The sequence below is a fragment of the Legionella fairfieldensis ATCC 49588 genome, from assembly GCF_000621525.1.
Lineage (GTDB): Bacteria > Pseudomonadota > Gammaproteobacteria > Legionellales > Legionellaceae > Tatlockia > Tatlockia fairfieldensis.
Genome location: NZ_JHYC01000031.1, coordinates 1 through 23,465, shown reverse-complemented (window position 1 = coordinate 23,465; position 23,465 = coordinate 1). Strand labels below are relative to the sequence as shown.

The following is a 23,465-nucleotide window of genomic DNA, read 5'->3' as shown; positions in this document are numbered from 1 at the left end:
ACATCCTGTTCAGGATGTTGTTCAACTAAAGTGCTTCTTTTTACATAAGTTCTTTTTTTACGCACTTCAATGTTAACCGTCTTGCCGCTGTGCACGTCATGCCCAAGTTTTACCTGAGTAAGGCTTTTTCGCTTAAGAGTAATACGTTCAGGTGTTGCCCGTACCTCACGATTAGCACTGCTCTTTAAATGGCCCAATAAGATCCTTTTTTGTTCCTCATTGACCGTTTGCTGATCATCAGTAAAAGATAGGCCTGCTTCCTGCAATTGGGTCAATAGGCGTTCAACAGGGATACCAACGACCTGAGCCAATTGTTTAACCGTCACATCCGCCATAACTTACCCCCTTTCAGCAATCTCAAAGAGATTTACTTTGATTCTTAGTGATTCACGTGTTGCAAATCCAACACAAAAAATCAAAATGGCATGAAAATGCCTCATTGATAACCCTTCAGCAAAATAAGACATTAATGATAACCACTTTGCTCTATAAACTTTCAATAACTCTATACTAAATTCTAACTACTTAAACCACGGTTCCCGTGCTTTCATGATAAGCTTACCCGCCTTCTCTTCCGTCATGCCTTTAATATCAAGTAATTCATCAACGGAATGCTCGGCTAATTCATCTATAGTTGTTATACCTTTAGTTGCCAGGCTCGTTGCCAGTTCTTCAGTCATTCCTTCCATTGTAAGCAATGAATCAGAAGAGTTCTCCGCGAAACCCTGTCCAGAAGTTAATGCTTGGGTCAGCAAAGTATCATTGGCTCGATTTCTTAGTTCTTCAACAATTTCCTCGTCAAATTCTTCGATGGCAATTAATTCTTCTTTAGGGACATAAGCAATTTCTTCTAAAGAGGAAAACCCATGGGCAACTAAAAGGCTTGCTATTTCTTCATCAATCTCTAAAGCCGATGTAAATAAATTAATAATTTTGGATGATTCTTCCTGACTCTTGCTATTGAACTCTTCGATGGTCATTACATTAAGAGTCCAGCCGGTAAGCTGGCTTGCCAATCTGACATTTTGCCCATTACGGCCAATAGCCTGAGATAATTGATCTTTCTGCACTGCCAAATCCATCGTATGACTGTCTTCATCCACCACAATAGAAGAAATTTCAGCCGGAGCCATAGCATTAATCACCAGCTGGGCGGGATTATCATCCCACAGGATAATATCTACTCTCTCTCCGCCTAATTCACTGGAAACTGCCTGAACACGCGCTCCTCGCATACCCACACAGGCACCTACGGGATCAATACGACCATCGTTGGTTTTTACCGCAATTTTGGCACGGTTTCCTGGCTCACGAGCCGCTGCTTTCACCTCAATAACATTTTCACCAATTTCTGGTACTTCTATACGAAATAATTCAATGAGCATCTCATTGCGTATGCGACTAACAAACAGTTGAGGACCTCTTGCCTGAGGTGTAATTTCATAGAGATAGGCTCTAACCCTGTCATTGGGTCTAAACATTTCATTGGGTAACATTTCATTACGAGGCATGAAAGCTTCTGCTTTATTACCCAGATCAATGATAATGTTATCACGCGTTACTTTTTTAACAGTACCATAAACGAGCTGACCCAATTTATTCTTAAATTGATCGACAATCTGTTGTCTTTCCGCTTCACGAATTTTTTGCATAATAACTTGACGAGCAGTTTGCGCAGCAATACGCCCAAATTCAATAGACGACATTGGTTCTTCGATGCGTCCGCCCAGTTCGATTGCAGGAGCACGCTCTTTTGCCTGAGTCAAGGTTATTTGCCGATCCGGGAATTCCAGCTCCTCATCAGCAACAACATCCCAATAACGGTAAGTTTCATAATCACCGGTTCGTGAATCAAGTTTAACTCTCACCCCGATTTCTTTATCGATGAGCTTACGAGTAGCGGATTCAAGTGCTGCCTGAATTGCCTGCAATACAACTTCTTTACTCACATCCTTCTCATTGGATAATGCATCAGCAACTAATAACAACTCTTTATTCATTGTTCACCCTCACTCGCCTATCAAATTTGCTTTTACTATATGGGAAAATTGTACTTCCAGTTGCTCTTCACCCACCTTTAATATCAATACATCGCCGTTTACACTATCAATCGTACCGGATAGTTTACGACTGCCATTTAATGGTTTAAATAACTTAACCTGAACTTTGTCACCTAAATAACGCTCATATTGTTCTTTGTAAAATAATGGGCGGGGAACCCCGGGAGAAGAAACCTCCAAGCTATAATTACCAGAAATGGGATCTTCAACGTCAAGCCAGGCACTCACTTGTTTACTAACCTGTTCACAGTCTTCTATATTAATGCCATTCTCTTTATCAATATAGATTCTTAACAAGGAATGCCTTCCTTGAGACAGGTATTCACAACCCCATAATTCATATCCCAGATCATCTATTAGAGGCTTTAACATCTGTGCAATTTCATTTTGTATCATATGTTACCCGATTGCCTGTTTACAAAAAATACTCTATCAGGTATTCATTTGTATGGTTACTTCTTATGGGCCACTTACCCGCAGTGCTAAAATGTAGTTGATCCATTATTCCAAATTCAGACAGAATTTTAAAAATTATCCCAAGAACCAGTAGTTAACATTACCGGATAAAACATAATAAAAAACCCCAAAAATGGGGTTCTTAATAGTGGTAGCGGGGGCAGGATTTGAACCTACGACCTTCGGGTTATGAGCCCGACGAGCTACCAGGCTGCTCCACCCCGCATCAACTGAGGGCAAGTATACTTAGCCTTCCTCCATTTATCAAGCTTTTTTAAAGTAATTTTAACAGGGCTTATTGTTGAAGTTTATAAACTCTGTTAAAACTACAAGATACGCTCTATTCTAAAACACCTGGCTAGTACGACCTATAGCGAAGTTAAGCAATTTTCGAGTATTATTGTCAGTATATTTTAGGAGAAATTCGCATTTAAGATATGTCCATATTCATTATGGTCATCATTAGCTCATCCGCGATGATATAAATTCTAACTCAGTTCTTTTGCTGCTCATTACTGACGTCAAAAAAACATACTTTACACCTACTTGGGAGTTGATTATCCAAGCAATCGAGTAAAGACTTAAATTTTGTCAATTTAGAACAAAAAATAACTTATTTGGACTAACTTTATCATTTTTAATAATGGCCTTAAGACTTACATTATCCACTAAAAGCATTAATGCAGGCATTCATCAAACCTGATGGAAATAAACCAAAATATAATAATGAAAGACAATTTAATGAAAATATTATTTTTGCTGCCGTGGAGAATTGCACAGATTTTTTATCCATTGCATCATCAAAATACATCACTTTCACAATACGTAAGTAATAATAAGCACCTACTACGGCGAAACACAGACCTAAAACGGCAACCCAGGTTAGATGTACGTCAACCAACGCTTTTAACACAAGTAATTTGATAAAAAAGCCAACGGTAGGTGGCACCCCCGCCATCGAAAACATAACGATTAACATCATAAATGCAATCCAGGGATTTCGTTTATTTAATCCTTTTAAATCGTCAACATTTTCAATTTCCATACCTTGATTGGACAACAATACAAGTAAACCAAAAGCAGCTGTCGTCATGAGCGAATAAATAAGTATGTAATAGAGCGAAGCAGCATAACCAGCTGTAGTAGCCGCCAGAATTCCAAATAACGCATAACCAACATGTGAAATGGCAGAGTATGCAAATAAACGTTTTATATTATTTTGCACAATGGCAAGTAAATTCCCGATCCCTGCAGATAATAATGTCATCACCAGCAAAAGTTGTTGCCATTGCAGGACAATCTCTGATGATCCTAAAGCCAGGGTCAGTAAACGCAGAGCCATAGCGATTGCTGCTATTTTAGGAGCCGTACTGATAAGCAAGGTCACAGACGTAGGAGCGCCCTGATAAACATCGGGCGCCCACATATGGAAAGGCACCGCAGCCAACTTGAATCCTACACCCGCAATAATAAACACTAAAGCGAAGGATAACAGCATATTTTCCTGCTTTGCACTATTACTGGCAATAGCATTAGCTATATCCATCAGATCCAGTTTGCCTGTAACGCCATATAATAAAGACATGCCATATAAAAGCATACCCGAAGCAATCGCTCCCATCACAAAATATTTCATAGCTGCTTCGGCTGCATTACTATTGGTACGACGAATTGCTGTCATGGCATAAAGAGGAAGAGACAGTAATTCCAACCCAAGGAAAATGGTAAGAAGTGAGTGAGCAGAAACCAATACCATCATTCCCAACGTTGAGAATAAACCGAGAACATAATAATCCCCTGCTGGCATTTGCCGCTCATCAATGTAGTGTCTGGAATAAAAAAAACTTAAAAAAACCATCAGATAAATAAATATCTTCATAAGTTGAGCAATATCATCACTCACAAATAAACCACCAAACAGTGTCACCTTAAAGCTTCCTAGAAATAGGAAATTGACACAAGCAGCCAGCAGCAAACCGATAGACGACAGTGTAAATGCTATAGATGAATAGCGATCACGCAGAAATAAATCCGCAAGTAAAACAACGCAGGCCGTAACCAATATAATGAGTTCCGGCAAAACAAGATGAAAATTTTCAAGTAACGCTATTGTCATGTTTTTATTAACCTTTCATTTGAATGCTTTCAATTTTTATAAATGAAATTCACTTTTACCACTGATAATATCCCTTGTCTTATAATTTCGATTTATCAGCCTGTGCTAATGTATAACTTACGGTTTGATGGACATAATCAATCATGGGTTTTGGATAAACTCCGATCCCTATAACCATGAAAGCCAATAACACATAGGCGCTTATTTCAAAAATAGAAATATCGCGTAAATTTGCTACTTTCTCATTAACAATGGGCCCAAAAATAACTCTTTTGTACATCCATAACGTGTAAGCCGCACCGATTATTAATGTAGCAGCAGCCCAAAAGGCAACCCAAAAGTTGGCTTTCATACTTCCAAGAATAACCATGAATTCTCCCACAAAACCGGAAGTTCCTGGCAATCCGGCATTTGCCATGGCGAAAAGCATAAAAAAAGAAGAAAAAACAGGCATGGAATGCACAAGACCACCAAAATCTTTCACTTGCCGGGTATGCATACGGTCATAAATATAACCAACTCCTGCAAAAAGCCCACTGGAAACGAAAGCATGAGAAATCATAACCACAATAGCGCCTTCCAATACAAGGCCAGCGTTACTTAAACCGGAATGTTTTGCAATAGTGAATATGGCAAAACAGCCCAAGGTTACAAATCCCATATGAGAAATGGAAGAATAAGCAATAAGGCGTTTCATATCTCGCTGGATAATAGCAATCAAGCCAATATATACAACCGCAATTAATGAGAGAACAATCATGATCATTGCATATTTACTACAGGCGTCAGGTACTATAGGTAAAGCAAAACGAATAAAACCATACGCACCCAACTTCAATAAGATAGCTGCAAGAACAATAGACCCTCCTGCCGGCGCTTCAGTATGAGCATCCGGTAACCACGTATGCACCGGAAACATAGGAATTTTGATAGCAAAACCAAGAAAAAAAGCAATAAAAATAAGCGTTTGCGCTGTCATTCCTAATTTGACCGCATAAAATGTTTCAATTCTAAATGAGCTAACGTGATAACCTAAATAAAGGAACGATGCCAGCATGAGAACCGAACCTAAAAAAGTATAAAGGAAAAATTTAATGGCTGCATAAACTCGATTATCAGAACCCCAGATACCAATAATTAAATACATAGGTATGAGAGTTGCTTCCCAAAAAATATAAAAAACCATAGCATCAGTTGCTGCAAAAACGCCTACTAGTAAACCCTGCATTATCAGAAAAGCAGCCATATACTGGCCTACACGCTTATGAATACTATCCCACGTGGCCAAAATTACGATAAGATTAGTAAAAACACTTAAAACAATCAGCAAAAGCGATAAACCATCGATACCCAGGCTATAGTTAATCCCTAAAGCTGGCATCCAGGAAACTTCTTCCACAAACTGCATACCCGGACTATTTATATCAAACCCGCTCATTAAGGGAATGCATATAATCAATGTCAATAATACCGTGAAAAGAGATAAATAACGTGATACGTTAGGATTGTTATCATCACTAGTAAGGAAGACAAAAACACCGCCAATGATAGGCAACCAGATTAATAAATTAAGCAAATGATGCATACTTCCACCTTATAATCAGCCAAGTAACAACCAGCATAGGAAAGCGAAAAGACCGAACACCATCACTGTTGTATAATGGTATAAGTATCCACTTTGCATTGTCCGGCCTTTTTCTGCGAACCATCTAAGTGTCCGACCCGTCCCATTAACAATCATACTATCAATTAGTTTCTGATCGCCTACCTGATAAAAAAAGCGTCCCAAGGCTTTTGTGTTTCGTACAATAACATGATCATTAAAAGCATCAAAGCCGTATTTATTAAGAAGTAAGCGATAAATGAGTGAAAAACGTTGGGCCAGCGTCGCGGGAAGGGTTGGCAAGGCAATATAACAAATCCACGCAATAATAATTCCGGTTATTGTGAGCCAGAAAACCGGGGAAATGACTGCATGAAGAGCAGACTGTAACGGTGAGTGAACCTCTTTCGCCAATTCCGCCAAAACATTATGTTCAGGTAAAACAAAGAGCGACCTACCTAGTAACGAAGGTGTGTGATAAAGAATGGGCATATATAGGATATAGCCTATAATTACCGAGGGAATAGCAAGTAAAACGAGCGGCAGCCATACGACCCAGGGTGATTCATGCAAATGCGCGAGCGTATGTTCATCCATCCGGGGTTTACCATGAAAAGTCATGAATAAAGAGCGGAAAGTATAAAGTGCTGTAACCATTGCACCAATTGCTACACAAAAATAAGCGTAGCTACTTCCTGGAATTTCTGATAATTGTGCCGCTTCAATAATGGTATCTTTAGAATAAAAACCAGAAAAAGGAGGTATAGCGCAAAGAGCGAGACTTCCTATGATGAAAGTAACATACGTAATAGGCATCTTACGCCACAACCCGCCCATTTTTCGCATATCTTGTTCATGATGCATGCCAATTATTACGGAACCCGCACCTAAAAATAACAGCGCCTTGAAACAAGCATGCGTTAACAAATGGAACATACCAGCGCTATAAGCTGAAGCACCCATCGCAACCATCATATAACCAAGCTGAGATAAAGTAGAATAGGCAATAACTCGCTTAATATCGTTCATCACCAGCGCGAGAATACCGGTAAAGAGTGCTCCTGTAGCACCTATTACTAAAATGGTACTCAACGCGGGTGTTGATAATTCAACCAAAGGCGAAATTCGCGCAATCATGAATACCCCGGCAGTCACCATCGTTGCAGCATGGATCAATGCAGAAATAGGTGTCGGACCTTCCATTGATTCAGGGAGCCATACATGTAAAGGAATTTGAGCCGATTTACCCATGGCTCCCACATAAAGGAGCAGGCATCCGACCGTTAAAACCGACCAGGGATGACCACTAAATAATTCTATTTTTTGACTGGCTAGGCTATTAGCATTATTAAATACTGTTTCGTAATCCAGACTACCGGTGTAAGCCAATAGTATTCCAATCCCCAGAACAAAACCAAAATCACCTACACGATTAACTAAAAATGCCTTTAACCCCCCGGCGATAGCTGACTCTTTATGATACCAAAAACTAATCAACAGGTAGGACACCAGACCAACACCTTCCCAACCAAAAAATAACTGCAGGAAATTATTAGCACTCACCAGCATTAACATCATGAAGGTAAATAAAGAAATATAACTAAAAAAACGTTGATAGCCATCATCATCGGCCATATAGCCAATACTATAAATATGGACGAGTAGCGACACAAAAGTAACAATGACCAGCATCACTACTGTCAACGGGTCAATCAGGAAACCAATATTAAATGTGTAAGGAAAAAAAGTGCCACCACTAGCCCATGTATAAAGGTTAGTATTTACTGTATCCGCTAAACCACTCAAAATAATTACAGCTACATACAGAGATAACAAAAAAGATAAGCCGACACCAGCAATAGTTATAGAATGCGCTCCAACACGGCCAATTTGATTACGAAAAAAACCAGCAATTAGCGAGCCAAATAGAGGAGATAGAATAATTATTAGACAAAGCTGTGGAATGCTCACGTTGTTAACCTTTTAAATGATTCATTTTATCAACATCGATATTGCCCCTGTTACGGTACAGCAACACCACTATGGCCAAACCTATTGCGGCTTCTGCAGCAGCAACTGTCAGTATAAAAAAGACAAATACCTGACCTGCTGTACCATTGTAGAAGCGAGAAAAAGCAACAAAATTAGTATTCACCGCCAGGAGCATTAACTCTATGCATACTAAAAGCAAAATAATATTTTTACGATTTAATATAAGCCCTACAAGACTTAAGCCAAACAGAATTGTTGTTAGTATCAGATAATTATTGACTGGTATCATTGCTGTTTCCTGATGTTATTTCTCTGATTTAATATTGATAAGTTCAACCCGGTCTTTAGGTCTTGTCATAAGCTGGGCGATTACATTTTGTCGCTTCGAGCGAACTATACCACGATGAGCCAACGTAATGGCTGATATAATTGCAACCAGAAGTAATACCGCCGCAATTTCAAAGGCAAAAACATAATCTGTATAAAGGACCATACCAATAGCTTCTGTATTAGGTAACGTCTTAACTGGCTCTACATAATTTTCATTATTTGCGGTTTGGTAGTCCACAGGTAGATTGGCCTGTTCCAAAGGTACGTCAAAACTACCTTCAGGAAGTGCCACCAGTAACAATCCTATAAGCAAAGCAACCAAAATCAAACCAAAAGGCAAATACCTTAAAAAATGAGCTTTCATTGACTCCGTATCAATATTCAGCATCATCACAACAAATAAAAACAATGTCATTACCGCGCCCACATAAACCAGGACAAGGATTAAAGCCAGAAACTCAGCCCCGGCTAATAACCAAAGTACAGAACTGGCAAAAAAAGTGACTACCAGAAAAAGGACACAGCGTACCGGATTATTTTGCGTAATAACCATAAATGCTGAAAGAACAGCTAATCCAGCAAATAGGTAGAAAACAACTTGTGGCAATAAATCATGCATTTTTTAACCTCATTAGCGCCATTTCTTATCAGCCTCTCTATCTGCGGCCAATTTTGCCTCCATTAAATCACCTACAGCAAGCAGTTTTTCTTTAGTCATAATATTTTGACCACGCTCACTGATGTGATAATGATGAATTGGAGTAACAACAATTGAATCCACTGGGCATGACTCTTCACATAAACCACAATTAATACATTTAAACATATCAATGTCATAACGAGTGGTTCTTCTCGAACCATCTTCTCGTTGCTCTGAATCGATAGTAATTGCAAGCGCTGGACATACAGCTTCACATAACTTGCAGGCAATGCATCGCTCCTCACCATTAGGATAACGTCGTAATGCAAGCAGACCACGAAACCTGGGTGAAAGAGGCGTTTGTTCTTCTGGAAACTGAACAGTGACTTTTTTCTTAAAAAAATACTTCCCGGTTACTTTCAAACCAGAAAGTAGTTCCAGAAGCAAAAAGCTCCGAAAATAATGTCTGATGTATCGATATGCTTGTTTCATTAGTTACTCAGTTGACTGATTAAAACCACGGTTTAAGTTTTGCCATAACCATTAAGGCTGTAACTACAACCCATACAATAGTCAATGGGATCAATACTTTCCAACCCAAACGCATTAATTGGTCATAGCGATAACGAGGGAAAGTAGCGCGAATCCATAAATACACGAAGAGAAAAAAAGAAATCTTGACCAGTAGCCAGATAAAACCTGGCACGAAAAAGAAAATATCCTGTAATAGAGGAATACCTTCAAAAGGCGACAGCCATCCTCCCAGAAACAGCAATGACAATAAAGTAGAGATTAAAATCATGCTGGCATATTCTGAAAGGAAAAACAATGCGAAACCTATCCCGGAATACTCCACATGGAAGCCTGCGACGATTTCCGACTCGCCTTCTGCCAAGTCAAAAGGAGCACGATTTGTTTCGGCAATACCGGCGATCCAGAAAGTCATAAACAAAGGCAACAAAGGAACAAACCACCAATGCCAGATGCCTCCTCGCTGGGAAACAACGATGTCAGTCAGATTTAAGCTTCCTGCAGCCAGTAAAATACCGACTATTGAGAAACCCATAGCAATTTCATAGGAAACAGTCTGAGCGGCACTTCGTAGAGCACCAAACATGGCATATTTTGAGTTTGAGGCCCAGCCAGCAATCAATACACCATACACCCCCAAAGAACTCATGGCAAAAAGGTAAAGCAATCCGGCATTAATATTTGCCAAAACCATGCCTTGCGAAAAAGGAATAACTGCCCACCCGGCTAAAGAAGGAACGAGAGCAAATAAAGGCGCTACAATAAATAAATATTTATTTGATTTCGTTGGTATAATTATTTCTTTTGTAATAAGTTTCAACAAATCAGCAAACGGCTGCAGCAATCCTCGCCAACCCACTCGATTAGGCCCAATACGAACCTGAATATAGCCAATTACTTTACGTTCAGCATAAATTGCATAAGCCACCGCAAGAAGAAGCGGAACCACTATAATTAGAATTTTAATAACGATCCACAATAAGATGCCAATATCTTGTAGCATATTTTTACCTGTCTAGCGCTTAATTGTTATTGCCGCAAAAGAGTGTCCGAGGTCTACTGTCTCTGGCATTGCATTTGCAACCCACACCACATCCGGTGCCACACGCTCATCACGTTTAAGCGGCAATGTTATCTCAATATCACCCTGAGATACAGTGGCAACCTCATCTAATTTCAATCTATTCGCTGTACTGGGATGAACTCGTATGCAGGCAGTTTCTGCTGCAGCACAAATCTGTAATGCATGAGCGTGACGAACTACCGCATCACTACGATAAAGTGGCCACTCGCCTACTCTTACCAACGGTTGATTGCTCAAAGGCAAAGACTCCGGATAATAAGGTTGATATTTGTAGTCAGCAGCCATTGTTGTTAATTCTTTTACCTCTTTTAATACCTCATCAGAAGATACATAGTCGAATCCCTTACAATGAAGCAAGTTAGCAAGAACGCGTATAATTTTCCATGCGGGTCTGGCTTCTTTATAAGGCTTTAAAGCCCCTTTTACAGTTTGCCATGTTTTATCAACGTTAATATAGGTTCCTGATGTTTCCGCATAGGGTGCCATAGGTAAAATAACATCAGCATAATCTTCCATTGATTCATTATGGAATGCTGAAAGCATGACCACGAATTCGGCTCCCAGCATGGATTGTCTTGCCTGATATGGATTTGCAAAATCAAATCCAGGCTCTACTGCCAGCAAAAAATAACCTTTTAATTTTGCATCTAACGCCGCCTGAACATCCAATCCTGCTGGATTAACAGATTTGCCAGCCGTTGTACGATGAGGAAGCATACCTGCCAGACAAGCCCCGGCACTGTTTGCTCCTGTGGTTAATCGCAGAATTTTTATCTGTGAACCCTCTTCCAAAGTATGAATCAAAGTACGCAACAAGGACGCATGAGGGTGATTCTCACACAAAGCTCCAGTAATTATCGTCCCATTGGATTCTTTAAGCGCTTTTGCTATGGCAAGTGTCGCTTCATCAGGCTTAAGACCAATCAAAAGCTTCTGCATTTCCTCAGATAACTGACTTACATCATCAGTCATTGCCAAAACAAGCTTTGCAAGCTGGATGGGCATTTCCTGTGGAGAAACAATTACCTTGGCACTAAGGTCAAAATGATAATCATAATCAACAGGATTCATGGCAAAAAGCCTGGCACCATTTCGAAACGCCTTACGTACACGCAATCCTGCAAGAGGCACTTCTCTGTGAATATTACATCCAAATAAAAGAATGGCCTGTTGATTTTCCAGCTCGGCATATTTTAGAGAACTACCCGGCATTATTGGTTGATCGGCCTGATCACGAAAATCGATTTGCTGAATACGATGATCGAGGTTATTAACCCCCAATTCACGCATGAATTTTTGCAATAAATAAAACTCTTCCACTGTGGAAGAAGGGGAAGCAAAAGCAGCAAATTGTTCAGACCCATGCTGTTTAATGACTCGACTAATCCCTTCCGCGGCAAATTTAAGCGCCGTTGACCAATCAACGGTCTGCCATTGCCCCTCTTTCTTGATTTTTGGCTGGCCCGCTCGCGCTTCGCTCTTTAAGCCTAAATAGCTGTATCTATCTCTATCGGATAACCAGCTTTCGTTAATGGTTTCATTTTCTCTCGGAACAACCCGCATTAATTCGTTACGACGACTATGAAGATATACATTTGATCCCAGACAGTCGTGAGGTGCAAGACTATCATTTTGAACCAGTTCCCAGGCTCTCGCAGTAAAGCGATAAGGTTTGGACGTTAAAGCACCTACAGGACATAAATCAATAATATTGCCAGACACTTCAGAAGTCATACTATGTTGTACATAAGTACCAATCTGCATCTCTTCGCCACGACCAGTTGCACCTAATTCGCGTAATCCCGCAATTTCCTCGCCAAAACGAACACAACGGGTACAATGAATACAACGAGTCATTTCTGTTGAAATTAACGAGCCAAGCTCATCATCGTTGACTGAACGTTTTGTTTCTTTATATTCAGAATGATCATCACCAAAGCCCATGGAGAGATCTTGTAACTCACACTCCCCTCCCTGGTCACATATAGGACAGTCTAAAGGATGGTTAATCAGAAGAAATTCCATCACAGCCTGCTGTGAACGAATGGCTTCTTCCGATTTTGTAAAAACCTTCATACCATTAGTGATTGGTGTCGCACAAGCAGGAACAGGCTTTCGGCCATTTTCCACCTCTACTAAACACATCCTGCAATTCGCCGCGACAGACAATTTCTTGTGATAGCAAAAACGAGGGATATAAATTCCTGCTTCGTCAGCAACCTCAATGATCATTTTGCCATTTTCTACTTCAAATGTTTTCCCGTCGATTTCAATGGTAGCCATCGTTTAAACCTTCTCAATTATGCTGCGACGATCGAGCGTTTGTGCTTAATGAAATAATCAAACTCATGGTAAAAATGCTTCACAAAACTTTGTACAGGCCAGGCAGCAGCCTCTCCCAAAGCACAAATAGTGCGGCCTTCGATTTTGTCAGCTACATTTACGAGTTTTTCAATATCACCGGATTCACCGTGTCCTTCTTTTATACGGTGAATTAAACGTACTAACCAACCGGTCCCTTCACGACAGGGAGTACATTGTCCACAAGATTCGTCCATGTAAAATTCAGAAATACGATAAAGAGCATCAACCATACAAGTCGTTTCATCCATGATGATAACTGCTCCCGAACCTAAACCGGAACCTGCTTTCTGGATGCTGTCATAATCCATGTCAAGCTTCATCATGACATCACCGGGCAATACTGGCATGGAAGTTCCACCAGGAATAACTGCTTTAATGGCTCTACCTTCGCGTACTCCTCCAGCCAAGTCCAGTAACGTTTTAAAGGGTGTACCGAGAGGTATCTCAAAATTTGCCGGTTTATTAACATGACCACTCACGCTGAAACATTTTGCTCCGCCATTATTAGGTTTACCGAGTTGTAAAAACCACTCGCCACCTTTCTCCATAATTACAGGGACTGAAGCAAACGTTTCGGTATTATTAATAGTTGTTGGCTTACCGTATAAACCATAGTTGGCAGGAAAAGGAGGCTTAAAGCGTGGTTGACCTTTTTTACCCTCAAGAGAATTCAACAGAGCTGTTTCTTCCCCACAAATATAGGCGCCTGCGCCAAGGTGATTATACAAGTTAAAATCAACCCCGCTGCCCAAAATATTTCGCCCCAGCAAACCGGCCGCATACGCTTCTTTCAGCGCAGCCTCCATTCTTTCGTAGGGAAGCCAAAATTCACCACGGATGTAGTTATAACCCACCGTTGCACCCATCACATAGCCGGCAATTGCCATACCTTCTATTAGCTGGTGAGGGTTACGACTCAATATTTCCCGGTCTTTACAAGTACCAGGCTCCCCTTCATCCGAATTACAAACCACATATTTTTGTACAGGTGTATTGCGATTCATGAAACTCCATTTCAGCCCAGTGGGAAAGCCTGCACCACCACGGCCACGCAATGCAGACGTTTTTAATTCTTCAATAATCTGCTGAGGAGGTATTTGTTCTCTCAAAATACGACGTAAAGCGCTATAGCCACCAATGCTTTGATAAGCATCAAGCGTCCAGGACTCCTGTAAATGAAATGTTCGGTAACAGACTTGATTTTGCTCAATCATGACAACCACCTCTATTATTCATCGGTACTGTTCCAAAGTTTGGTCAATTTTATCAGTGGTCAGACTTTCATGATAATCCTTGTCTATCTGCATCATTGGTGCATTAACACAAGCACCCAGACACTCAACTGATCGCAGAGTATATTTGCCATCGGCAGTTGTTTCACCTAATTTTATGCCTAACTTTTTTTCCAAATAACTAACAACTTGTGATGAACCACATAGTTTACATGAAATATTGGTGCACACGTTAATCAAATGACGCCCAATTGGTTTGTGTTCATACATGGTATAAAAAGAAGCAACCTCGTAAACAGCGATGGCGGGCATGTCCAGATAGTCTGCAATGGCATCCATTAGTGCTGGTGTTAAGTAGCCATGCTCCTCCTGAACTATTCTCAATGCAGCCATCACGGCCGACTGTTTTTCATTAGCAGGGTACTTGGCCACCCAATGGTCAATGTCCTCCATACGGGCAGACGAGACAAATTGACGAAGTAACTTAGCTGAATTATCAGACATTCTTTTCTAACCTTTAATACGTTTTCATTAAAGTGGCTAAACAATACACACTGAATTTATCGATCGATCTCACCAAATACAATGTCCTGACTTGCCAAAATAGCAACACCATCTGCAAGCATATGTCCTCTGACCATTTCATCATAACTGGATAAATGAGCAAAACCAGGTGCACGAATCTTTATACGATAGGGCTTATTTGCTCCATCAGAAACCAGATAAATACCAAACTCCCCTTTTGGAGCCTCGACCGCAGAATATACTTCACCCTGCGGCAAACAAAATCCCTCGGTAAACAGTTTAAAATGGTGAATCAATGCTTCCATATCATGTTTCATTGTTTCACGCCGTGGAGGAGTTACCTTGTAGTCGGCAAGTCTCACCGGCCCGGGATTTTTTCGCAACCACTCAATACATTGCCGGATAATTTTATTGGACTGTCTTAACTCTTCCACACGAACCAGATAACGATCGTAACAATCCCCTGTTTTACCCACAGGAACATCAAACTCCACCTGATCATAAGCTGCATAAGGCTGTTTTTTACGCAAATCCCAAGCCACACCCGACCCCCTAAGCATGGGTCCGGTAAAACCCCATTGTAAGGCGGCCTCAGGAGAAACAACACCAATGTCAACAGTACGTTGTTTCCAAATGCGGTTTTCTGTCAGCAAAGTCTCATACTCATCCACGCATTTGGGGAAACGTTCCGTAAATGCCCATAGAAAATCAAGAAGGCTCCCTTGACGATTACTATTCATCTTCTCAACTTCTCGCTCACTATGCCAGCGGGAAGCTTTATACTGGGCCATGGTTTCAGGTAAATCACGTGCAACACCACCCGGTCGATAATAAGTAGCGTGCATACGTGCACCTGAAACAGCTTCATAACAGTCAAACAAATCTTCTCGCTCACGAAAGCAATACAGAAAAACTGTCATTGCGCCGATATCTATCGCAATAGCCCCCAACCAAAGAAGATGATTAAGTATTCGTGTCACTTCGTCAAACATTGTGCGAATATATTTCGCCCGTATTGGAATATCTATACCCAGCAATTTTTCCAGCGCCATTACATAGGCATGCTCATTACACATCATGGAGACATAATCCAGTCTGTCCATGTAACCTATGCTCTGTAGATAAGGTTTGGTTTCAGCCAGTTTTTCAGTTGCGCGGTGGAGTAAACCAATATGGGGATCAGCACGTACAATGGTTTCGCCTTCCAATTCCAATACTAAACGTAAAACACCATGTGCTGCGGGGTGTTGCGGACCAAAATTAAGAGTATAGTTTTTTAATTCAATCATTTCTCGCCCTGTTGCTCTTTATTGCCAAGATAACGATTATCATGTCGTATGACTTTGGGCACCAACGTCCGTGGTACAATATCTACCGGCTCATAAATCACTTTCTGCAAAGTGGCATCATAACGCATTTCCACTTGGCCACTAAGGGGAAAATCCTTGCGGAAAGGATGACCAATAAAACCATAATCAGTGAGAATTCGCCTCAGATCGGGGTGATTCTCAAATAAAATTCCATACAAATCATAAGCCTCGCGTTCAAACCAGTTAGCAACTTTCCAGATATCATGTACAGAAGGAACGACAGGGTGAGATTCTTCTACAAAAACTTTGACACGAACACGTTGATTATATCTGGTGGACAATAAATGATAAACTACGGCAAAGCGAGGTTTAGTTAAAACACAGGCTTTTGCCTCCTGTAGCTCTACACCACGGGAAAAACCATTTTCACTGGCAGACTCTGTTTCCCAATCATACTCACCATACAACAAATAATCGACAACACAAAGATCAATGAGCTGATCAAAGGCAAAAAGCGAAGATTCACACAATCTAGCCAGTATTGGCTTAATATGAGCAATTTCACATTCCACTGTAATTTCTTCATTTGCTATGGTAACAGTGGACAATAGATCCTTTAATTCAGTATTTAATTGTTCAGCCAAGTTTGTTAATTTTGTCATTTAATAGCACCTGTGCTGGTTCAAGCTTCAATGATTTGCTTGCGTCTGATTTTATTCTGAAGTTGAATAATGCCATAAAGCAACGCCTCAGCAGTGGGAGGACAGCCTGGCACATAAATATCCACCGGCACAATACGATCACAACCTCGCACTACTGAGTAGGAATAATGATAGTACCCTCCTCCATTCGCGCAAGACCCCATGGAAATTACCCACCTGGGTTCAGGCATTTGATCATACACTCTACGCAGAGCAGGTGCCATTTTATTACATAGCGTACCAGCAACAATCATCACATCCGATTGGCGTGGGCTGGGGCGAAAAATAATACCAAAACGATCCAGATCATAGCGCGCAGCACCCACATGCATCATTTCAACAGCACAACAGGCCAAACCAAATGTCATAGGCCACATTGAACCACTACGTGCCCAGCCCATTAGCTTATCGACTGATGTGGTAACAAAGCCATTTTTCTGGAATTCGGCGACAGTCATAGCAAGCCTCTAAAAATTTGGATTTTACAATAAAAGCATTGTCTCATCTTGTGACAGAAATAAACGAATAATTACTCCCACTCCAGAGCACCTCGTTTCCATTCATAGATAAAGCCAATCACCAACAGACCAAGAAAGATCATCATTGCAGTGAAACCGAACCAGCCAATCTGGCGCAAAACGACTGCCCAAGGCACAAAAAAAGCGGTTTCCAAATCGAATATAATAAATAATATTGCTATCAGATAAAACCTTACATCAAACGGCATGTGCGAGCTTTCAAACGCATCAAAACCACACTCATAGGGGGCATTCTTGGCCGCATCAGGGTTATGTTTACTAAGAAGCGCACCTGCCCCTAGCATTACACAGCCGATTACAAGACCAATTATAATAAAAACAAGTACAGGTAAATATTCTGATAGCATCATTTGTATCGCTCGGATTAATGGTGCCGAAGGCCGGACTCGAACCGGCACGGCTTACGCCACCGCCCCCTCAAGACGGCGTGTCTACCAATTCCACCACTTCGGCATATTGGGTTAGTGTTTTCCACTCTCATTGCTATCCACGGGTACTGGGATCCTGGTTTCCGGTACACTGGTTTGTTGAGGAATAACCTGTTGTCCTGCTTTATGATACTGTGCTGATACCATATAAGAGAGAGACAAACTTGTAACAAAAAAAGTCAAAGCCAAGCCACCAGTTAATTTAAATAAAAAACTTCCTGTACCTTGACTTCCAAATACTGTATTAGATGCTCCTGAACCAAAGGCCGCACCAACATCAGCACCTTTACCATGCTGTATCAGCACTAACCCTATCAGAGCTATAGCAACCAGCACGTGAATTACTAAAATCAATTGATACATTTCACAATTTCCACAAATTGTTGCGCATTTAAAGATGCGCCGCCAATCAAACCACCATCAACATCCGGCATTTCAAAAAGAGCACGGGCATTTTTTTCATTGACGCTACCACCGTATAAAATGGATAAACAATCAGCATCTTCCCGATCCAAATCAGCCACAAAAGCTCTAACTAACGAATGAACTTCCTGCACCTGTTCTGGCGATGCGGTTCGTCCGGTACCTATTGCCCACACAGGCTCATAGGCTATAACACTGTCCTTAAAACAACGAAGATTATTATTTGCACATACTGCAAGGAGCTGTCGTGTAAGCACTTCTTTTGTGCGACCTTGCTCCCGTTCTTCAAATGTCTCACCAACACAAAGAATCGGTATCATACCATGTTCTTTTACATGGTGGAATTTATCAGCTACAAATTTTTCATCTTCACAAAACAATCGTCTACGCTCAGAATGGCCTACTAGCACATAACTACAACTATAATCTTGCAACATAGGAGCAGATAACTCTCCTGTAAAAGCACCTGCATCTTGAGGATAAACATTTTGCGCTCCCCATTTGATACTACTTTCGCTTAAACAGTTTTTAACGAGAGGAATATAAATAGACGGTGGCATCACAATGCATTGTGCCCCATCCCGCTGATCTATGGACGACCGTAATTGCTGCAGTAAAATCTCAATTGATTCCATGCAACCGTTCATTTTCCAATTACCAGCTATAATTTTTCCTCTCATATCTCCTCCCGGGACGAGTGGCGGACTATATAATAAACTTTAGCGAAATCCTAGCTCTATATTATTTTTTTTCTAAAATAATTCATTTTTGTTTAATTTAAAAACAATTTAATCATTGATAATTCGGTATGAATCAAGAGTTTTCCTATCGCTTTTTTTATAATTGTAATGTATAGTATTTCCTACTTATAGTACACAAATGAATGAGGATGGGTTTATAACGCTTTTTTCGGTTAAATATTCTCATGTTTTTTGGAGTTACCATGAAACCACTCACCCGTGATATTGTCAGCACCTTGACACTCAAACTTTTTCTCCTTACCGCTTTATGGTTTATTTGCTTTCGGCAAGTTGAAAAACCCGCTCACCATGCTGAACAATGGCTTTTAAATTCCACTACCTTATCGTCGAGTCTCTCTCAGTCTCCCAAGCAGTAACGATTACCTATCTGAATAACTTATTTTTAACCCCTATCTTCGAGGCATTTATGATTTTTGATGGTAGTTCTATTGTTGATTTATCTCGCCTGCAATTTGCTTTGACAGCTCTATATCATTTTCTCTTTGTCCCTTTAACGTTGGGCCTGTCTTTATTGTTAGCCATCATGGAAACAATTTACGTGATGAGTGGCCGGGCGATTTGGCGAGATATGGTGAAATACTGGGGAATTCTTTTTGGCATTAACTTTGTTCTGGGAGTAGCAACGGGTCTCACTATGGAATTCCAGTTTGGCACTAATTGGGCTTATTATTCCCATTACGTAGGTGATGTATTTGGTGCGCCCCTGGCCATTGAAGGCTTGATGGCCTTTTTTCTGGAAGCCACCTTTGTTGGTCTTTTTTTCTTTGGCTGGGATAAGCTTAGTAAAGTACAGCATATGATGTGTACCTGGTTGCTTGCCTTAGGAACGAACCTTTCAGCGTTGTGGATCCTGATTGCTAATGGCTGGATGCAAAATCCGGTTGGCGCAACATTTAATTTTCAAACCATGCGTATGGAAGTGAGCAATTTTGCAGAAGTCATGTTTAATCCTGTCGCTCAAGCCAAATTTGTCCATACAATCAGCGCCGGATATGTAACAGGGGCCATTTTTATGCTGGCAGTAAGCGCTTATTTCCTCTTGCGCAATCGTTATACTGATTTCGCCAAACGCTCAATGACTGTGGCAATAAGCTTTGGCTTAGCCTCTGCCTTATCTGTTGTTGTTTTGGGCGATGAAAGCGGGTATGTCGCCAACAGTAATCAAAAAATGAAAATCGCCGCGATTGAAGCGATGTGGCACACTGAAAAAGCCCCGGCAGGTCTAACGCTCATTGGTATTCCCAATGAAAAGACCATGCACACCGATGCTGCTATTGAAATTCCTTATGTGCTTGGTTTAATCGCTACACGCTCGCTCCACCAACCACTTGAGGGTATTGTGGATTTGATTGAGCAAGGCAAGGAGCGGATTAAAGAAGGAATGCTGGCTTACAGTGCATTATCCCGCTTGCAAAAAAACCCACAGGATGAACAGGCCAAAACTGATTTTGACCAACATGGCCACGCGTTAGGCTATGGTTTATTATTGAAAAAGTATACTAACAAGGTGACTGATGCCACTGAGGAGCAAATTAACCAGGCGGCCAATGATCTCAAGCCTCATGTTTTACCTCTCTTTTTCTCATTTCGTATTATGGTCGCTTGCGGTCTTTTCTTTATTCTTCTTTTTGCAGTCGGTTTTTACTTGTCAACAACACGCAAATTACAGACTTCCCGTTGGTATTTACATATCGCCTTGTGGTCGTTGCCTCTCCCCTGGCTTGCAGCGGAGTTAGGTTGGATTGTTGCAGAATATGGTCGTCAACCCTGGGTCGTCCAGGGAATCCTGCCCACCGCCATCGCTACATCATCGATAAGTACAGCTCAGGTTGCAACTTCTTTATCCGGTTTTATTATTTTTTACACTACACTGGCTATTGTCGAAATCTATTTGATGATTAAATATATTCGTCTTGGTCCAAGTGCTTTATCAATTCATTAGGAGATCATCATGCCCTTGGATTATGAGACTTTGCGCATCATTTGGTGGCTTCTGTTGGGCCTGTTATTAATAGGTTTTGCAGTAATGGATGGTTTCGATTTAGGTGTTGCCATAAGCTTGCCCCTGTTGGCAAGGTCAGATATTGAAAAAAGAATCCTGATTAATAGTATCGCCCCTACGTGGGAAGGAAACCAGGTTTGGTTTATCCTCGGCGGAGGTGCCATTTTCGCAGCCTGGCCAACACTCTATGCTCTGTCTTTTTCCGGTTTTTATCTGGCAATGCTACTCATATTACTCGCTCTTATCCTACGCCCGGTGGGGTTTAAGTACCGCTCAAAATTAAACAATCCCCATTGGAAAAATCTTTGGGATAAAGCCTTATTCATTGGAGGATTTATACCTTCTTTAATTTTTGGTGTTGCTGTAGGTAATGTTTTACAAGGCGTCCCTTTTCATTTCGATGAAAATTTACGCGCTTTTTATACGGGCAGCTTTCTAGCCTTGTTAAATCCTTTTGCCTTACTTTGCGGTATCTTATCGGTAACAATGCTGACTATGCATGGTGCATTTTTCCTCAATATTAAAACAATCGCTCCTATCCAGCAACGGGCAAAAAAAACAGCCATCGGGGCGGCAATTATAAGTTTATTGCTTTTTATTATGGGCGGCATTTGGCTCTATCAAGGTATCCCCGGTTATCATCTCAATAGCATTCTTCTTCATGATGGCCCTTCCAATCCACTTTATAAATCAGTTGCTATACAAACGAAAGCATGGTTTAGCAACTATCATACCTATCCTCTCACAATGATTATCCCTTTAACCGCTATCTTTTCTATTATCCTGTCTGTTTTGCTCATTGGACGCCCTCTTCTTGCTTTTATTGGCAGTGCTTGCGCTGTTTCAGGGATTATTGCTACCGTTGGCATATCCATGTTCCCGTTTATACTTCCTTCCTCTTCCATGCCTGGTCATAGCTTAACTGTTTGGGATAGCTCATCCAGTCAATTGACTCTGTTTATCATGTTGGGCGCTACTATTGTGCTATTACCTTTAATTTTACTGTACACAGCCTGGGTTTATCGAGTTTTACGTGGCAAAGTAACCGAAGAAACGATTACCAATCAGCAATCGGCATATTAGGAGGTTTTTATGTGGTATTTTTCCTGGATTTTAGGCACAGGTCTTGCCTGTGCTTTTGCAATCTTGAATGCATTGTGGCTTGAGCTGCATGAAGACGGTATAACAAAAAAGAATTCGCTTCCGCAAGAGAAAACTCATCAGACCGAGTAATCCAGAGAAAAGGACATCTCCGGTTTTGACTTACAATCCCGAACATGGCGCTATTCAATGAATTTTACCTTGGTTTTGGTGTACGTTGCTTAATGTCGTCTATAAATTCCAGGTGATCACTAGCCAAATCAGGCGCAATTATAATTTTATCGTACATTTCTTTGCTGCCGTAAGCACTCGCAGCACCAATTGCTGCAGATAAAAGACCAATGCCCGCGAGAATTAAGCAAAGACTAACAGGATTAGCCGGGATGAATAGAGCACTGAGACCCGCAGCAATAGCAAGCACTCCGACTATCCCTATCAAAATAGATATAATACTCAAAGTAATCGCTCCCACTAACTTTAATTTTTTAGGCAAACCAGAAGGTAAGTTACGAGTATGTTCTTGAGCTATACGAATATTTTCTGCACTGGGATTTTCAAGCAACGTTGTGATTAGCCTGGTATTTTGTATTAATACCGTTTCACGCGCAGGATTTTCCTGGTAAGCATTGATAACTGCATCAATATAACGGCTACAAAGTAATAACAACGAATTAACAAGCTTATTAATAGAATTATTTCCAGGATATGTATTTTTGTATGCAGAAGACAAAATAAACAAGCGTTCCAGATCGGCCGCCATACTTTCGGGTAACTGTAAACTTGATAACCTTTTTTTTATCTGCTGTAAATAACTTTGATCTACAAATAAATGCCATCTGTGAGCAGCATATTTATTAACATTCAAAACGTCAGTACTACTGATAGCCATACATGTTCCTTTTTAAATCTAATTGCCTATTGTATTAATTATTTCTTAACGTAATATTATCAACTCCTTTGTATCGAACAAAAAACAGGGTAAACGCATCTAAATTTTAACAAAATCTAAAAGATATTGAGGTTTGGCCCAAATTGCGAGTTGTTTACGGCGAATACTTCCCTTAATGCTGCCCGCTCGTTTTAATAAAGCAAGCGCTGTTTTTCTTAACCACCCCATATTTAAAGCGCTATTTTCATCACGAATACGGGATTGATCTTCTCTAAAAGCCACATCCAAGCACCAGTGCAAATTATTCTCTATTTGCCAATGATCACGGATAGCCTGCATTATTTTTTTAGGTTCTTTAGGGTCTAACGAGGTAATATA

At 40.7% G+C, this 23,465-nt stretch carries 24 protein-coding genes, 2 tRNA genes and 1 pseudogene; 4 read left to right on the top strand and 23 right to left on the bottom strand.

The window, feature by feature from the left end; genetic code table 11:
- Window positions 1-16: 16 nt before the first annotated feature.
- The 21 genes and pseudogenes from T345_RS15605 to tpiA form a co-directional block, all read right to left on the bottom strand.
- Window positions 17-335: pseudogene (locus T345_RS15605) on the bottom strand (translation initiation factor IF-2 associated domain-containing protein); the annotation flags it as partial.
- A gap of 186 nt (window positions 336-521) precedes the next feature.
- Window positions 522-2,000 carry a transcription termination factor NusA gene (gene nusA / locus T345_RS0109275; RefSeq protein WP_028389107.1) on the bottom strand — a complete coding sequence of 493 codons (1,479 nt, stop codon included), beginning with the start codon at window positions 1,998-2,000 and terminating at the stop codon, window positions 522-524.
- Window positions 2,001-2,009: 9 nt separating this feature from the next.
- Window positions 2,010-2,456 (bottom strand): ribosome maturation factor RimP, encoded by a 447-nt coding sequence (gene rimP, locus T345_RS0109270; protein WP_028389106.1) that lies wholly within the window; start codon window positions 2,454-2,456, stop codon window positions 2,010-2,012.
- A 209-nt stretch (window positions 2,457-2,665) separates the two neighbouring features.
- Window positions 2,666-2,742: transfer RNA gene (locus T345_RS0109265), tRNA-Met, on the bottom strand.
- Between the two features lie 435 nt (window positions 2,743-3,177).
- Window positions 3,178-4,632, bottom strand: coding sequence for an NADH-quinone oxidoreductase subunit NuoN (gene nuoN / locus T345_RS0109260; RefSeq protein ID WP_028389105.1), 1,455 nt, complete (start codon window positions 4,630-4,632; stop codon window positions 3,178-3,180).
- 79 nt (window positions 4,633-4,711) lie between these two features.
- Window positions 4,712-6,217: a complex I subunit 4 family protein gene (locus tag T345_RS0109255; protein ID WP_028389104.1), complete on the bottom strand. Its 1,506-nt coding sequence runs from the start codon at window positions 6,215-6,217 to the stop codon at window positions 4,712-4,714.
- Between the two features lie 15 nt (window positions 6,218-6,232).
- Window positions 6,233-8,206 carry an NADH-quinone oxidoreductase subunit L gene (gene nuoL / locus T345_RS0109250; RefSeq protein WP_028389103.1) on the bottom strand — a complete coding sequence of 658 codons (1,974 nt, stop codon included), beginning with the start codon at window positions 8,204-8,206 and terminating at the stop codon, window positions 6,233-6,235.
- Between the two features lie 4 nt (window positions 8,207-8,210).
- Window positions 8,211-8,516, bottom strand: coding sequence for an NADH-quinone oxidoreductase subunit NuoK (gene nuoK / locus T345_RS0109245; protein WP_028389102.1), 306 nt, complete (start codon window positions 8,514-8,516; stop codon window positions 8,211-8,213).
- A 15-nt stretch (window positions 8,517-8,531) separates the two neighbouring features.
- Window positions 8,532-9,176, bottom strand: coding sequence for an NADH-quinone oxidoreductase subunit J (locus T345_RS0109240; RefSeq protein ID WP_028389101.1), 645 nt, complete (start codon window positions 9,174-9,176; stop codon window positions 8,532-8,534).
- A gap of 12 nt (window positions 9,177-9,188) precedes the next feature.
- On the bottom strand, window positions 9,189-9,689 hold the full coding sequence (nuoI, locus tag T345_RS0109235; protein WP_028389100.1) for an NADH-quinone oxidoreductase subunit NuoI: 501 nt from the start codon (window positions 9,687-9,689) through the stop codon (window positions 9,189-9,191).
- Window positions 9,690-9,708: 19 nt separating this feature from the next.
- A complete protein-coding gene (gene nuoH, locus T345_RS0109230; RefSeq protein WP_028389099.1) occupies window positions 9,709-10,731 on the bottom strand; it encodes an NADH-quinone oxidoreductase subunit NuoH in 1,023 nt (340 codons plus the stop codon).
- Window positions 10,732-10,743: 12 nt separating this feature from the next.
- Complete coding sequence (gene nuoG / locus T345_RS0109225; RefSeq protein WP_028389098.1) at window positions 10,744-13,095, bottom strand: NADH-quinone oxidoreductase subunit NuoG; 2,352 nt, start codon at window positions 13,093-13,095, stop codon at window positions 10,744-10,746.
- A gap of 17 nt (window positions 13,096-13,112) precedes the next feature.
- Window positions 13,113-14,390: an NADH-quinone oxidoreductase subunit NuoF gene (gene nuoF, locus T345_RS0109220; protein ID WP_028389097.1), complete on the bottom strand. Its 1,278-nt coding sequence runs from the start codon at window positions 14,388-14,390 to the stop codon at window positions 13,113-13,115.
- Between the two features lie 18 nt (window positions 14,391-14,408).
- The gene (nuoE, locus tag T345_RS0109215) at window positions 14,409-14,912 is read right to left on the bottom strand and encodes an NADH-quinone oxidoreductase subunit NuoE (RefSeq protein ID WP_028389096.1); all 504 of its coding nucleotides are present in this window, start codon (window positions 14,910-14,912) and stop codon (window positions 14,409-14,411) included.
- 56 nt (window positions 14,913-14,968) lie between these two features.
- Window positions 14,969-16,222 carry an NADH-quinone oxidoreductase subunit D gene (locus tag T345_RS0109210; protein ID WP_028389095.1) on the bottom strand — a complete coding sequence of 418 codons (1,254 nt, stop codon included), beginning with the start codon at window positions 16,220-16,222 and terminating at the stop codon, window positions 14,969-14,971.
- Entirely contained in the window at window positions 16,219-16,905 is a 687-nt protein-coding gene (locus tag T345_RS0109205) for an NADH-quinone oxidoreductase subunit C (protein WP_028389094.1), read from the bottom strand. Before T345_RS0109205 ends, T345_RS0109210 begins: the two co-directional genes overlap by 4 nt.
- A 20-nt stretch (window positions 16,906-16,925) precedes the next feature.
- A complete protein-coding gene (locus tag T345_RS0109200; RefSeq protein WP_028389093.1) occupies window positions 16,926-17,402 on the bottom strand; it encodes a NuoB/complex I 20 kDa subunit family protein in 477 nt (158 codons plus the stop codon).
- A 71-nt stretch (window positions 17,403-17,473) separates the two neighbouring features.
- Window positions 17,474-17,830 carry an NADH-quinone oxidoreductase subunit A gene (locus tag T345_RS0109195; protein WP_028389092.1) on the bottom strand — a complete coding sequence of 119 codons (357 nt, stop codon included), beginning with the start codon at window positions 17,828-17,830 and terminating at the stop codon, window positions 17,474-17,476.
- Between the two features lie 21 nt (window positions 17,831-17,851).
- Window positions 17,852-17,936 (bottom strand) — tRNA-Leu (locus T345_RS0109190).
- A gap of 8 nt (window positions 17,937-17,944) precedes the next feature.
- Complete coding sequence (gene secG / locus T345_RS0109185) at window positions 17,945-18,274, bottom strand: preprotein translocase subunit SecG (protein WP_028389091.1); 330 nt, start codon at window positions 18,272-18,274, stop codon at window positions 17,945-17,947.
- A complete protein-coding gene (gene tpiA, locus T345_RS0109180; protein ID WP_028389090.1) occupies window positions 18,262-19,014 on the bottom strand; it encodes a triose-phosphate isomerase in 753 nt (250 codons plus the stop codon). Before tpiA ends, secG begins: the two co-directional genes overlap by 13 nt.
- 263 nt (window positions 19,015-19,277) lie before the next feature.
- On the opposite strand from tpiA, the gene cydP reads away from it, so the two are divergent.
- From cydP to cydX, 4 genes are read left to right on the top strand one after another with little or no spacing between them, the layout of a single operon-like run.
- Window positions 19,278-19,451 carry a cytochrome oxidase putative small subunit CydP gene (cydP, locus tag T345_RS15220; RefSeq protein WP_165476870.1) on the top strand — a complete coding sequence of 58 codons (174 nt, stop codon included), beginning with the start codon at window positions 19,278-19,280 and terminating at the stop codon, window positions 19,449-19,451.
- A gap of 50 nt (window positions 19,452-19,501) precedes the next feature.
- The gene (locus T345_RS0109170; RefSeq protein ID WP_028389089.1) at window positions 19,502-21,037 is read left to right on the top strand and encodes a cytochrome ubiquinol oxidase subunit I; all 1,536 of its coding nucleotides are present in this window, start codon (window positions 19,502-19,504) and stop codon (window positions 21,035-21,037) included.
- A gap of 9 nt (window positions 21,038-21,046) precedes the next feature.
- On the top strand, window positions 21,047-22,180 hold the full coding sequence (gene cydB / locus T345_RS0109165; protein ID WP_035918657.1) for a cytochrome d ubiquinol oxidase subunit II: 1,134 nt from the start codon (window positions 21,047-21,049) through the stop codon (window positions 22,178-22,180).
- A gap of 9 nt (window positions 22,181-22,189) precedes the next feature.
- Complete coding sequence (gene cydX / locus T345_RS14830; protein WP_084273781.1) at window positions 22,190-22,330, top strand: cytochrome bd-I oxidase subunit CydX; 141 nt, start codon at window positions 22,190-22,192, stop codon at window positions 22,328-22,330.
- 64 nt (window positions 22,331-22,394) lie between these two features.
- Here the strand turns inward: cydX and T345_RS0109155 are convergent, their stop codons facing one another.
- Both T345_RS0109155 and T345_RS13995 read right to left on the bottom strand, forming a co-directional pair.
- On the bottom strand, window positions 22,395-23,087 hold the full coding sequence (locus T345_RS0109155; protein ID WP_028389087.1) for a hypothetical protein: 693 nt from the start codon (window positions 23,085-23,087) through the stop codon (window positions 22,395-22,397).
- A gap of 99 nt (window positions 23,088-23,186) precedes the next feature.
- Window positions 23,187-23,465 (bottom strand): ISAs1 family transposase (locus tag T345_RS13995; protein WP_035918655.1); only part of this gene is annotated, 279 nt, incomplete at its 5' end.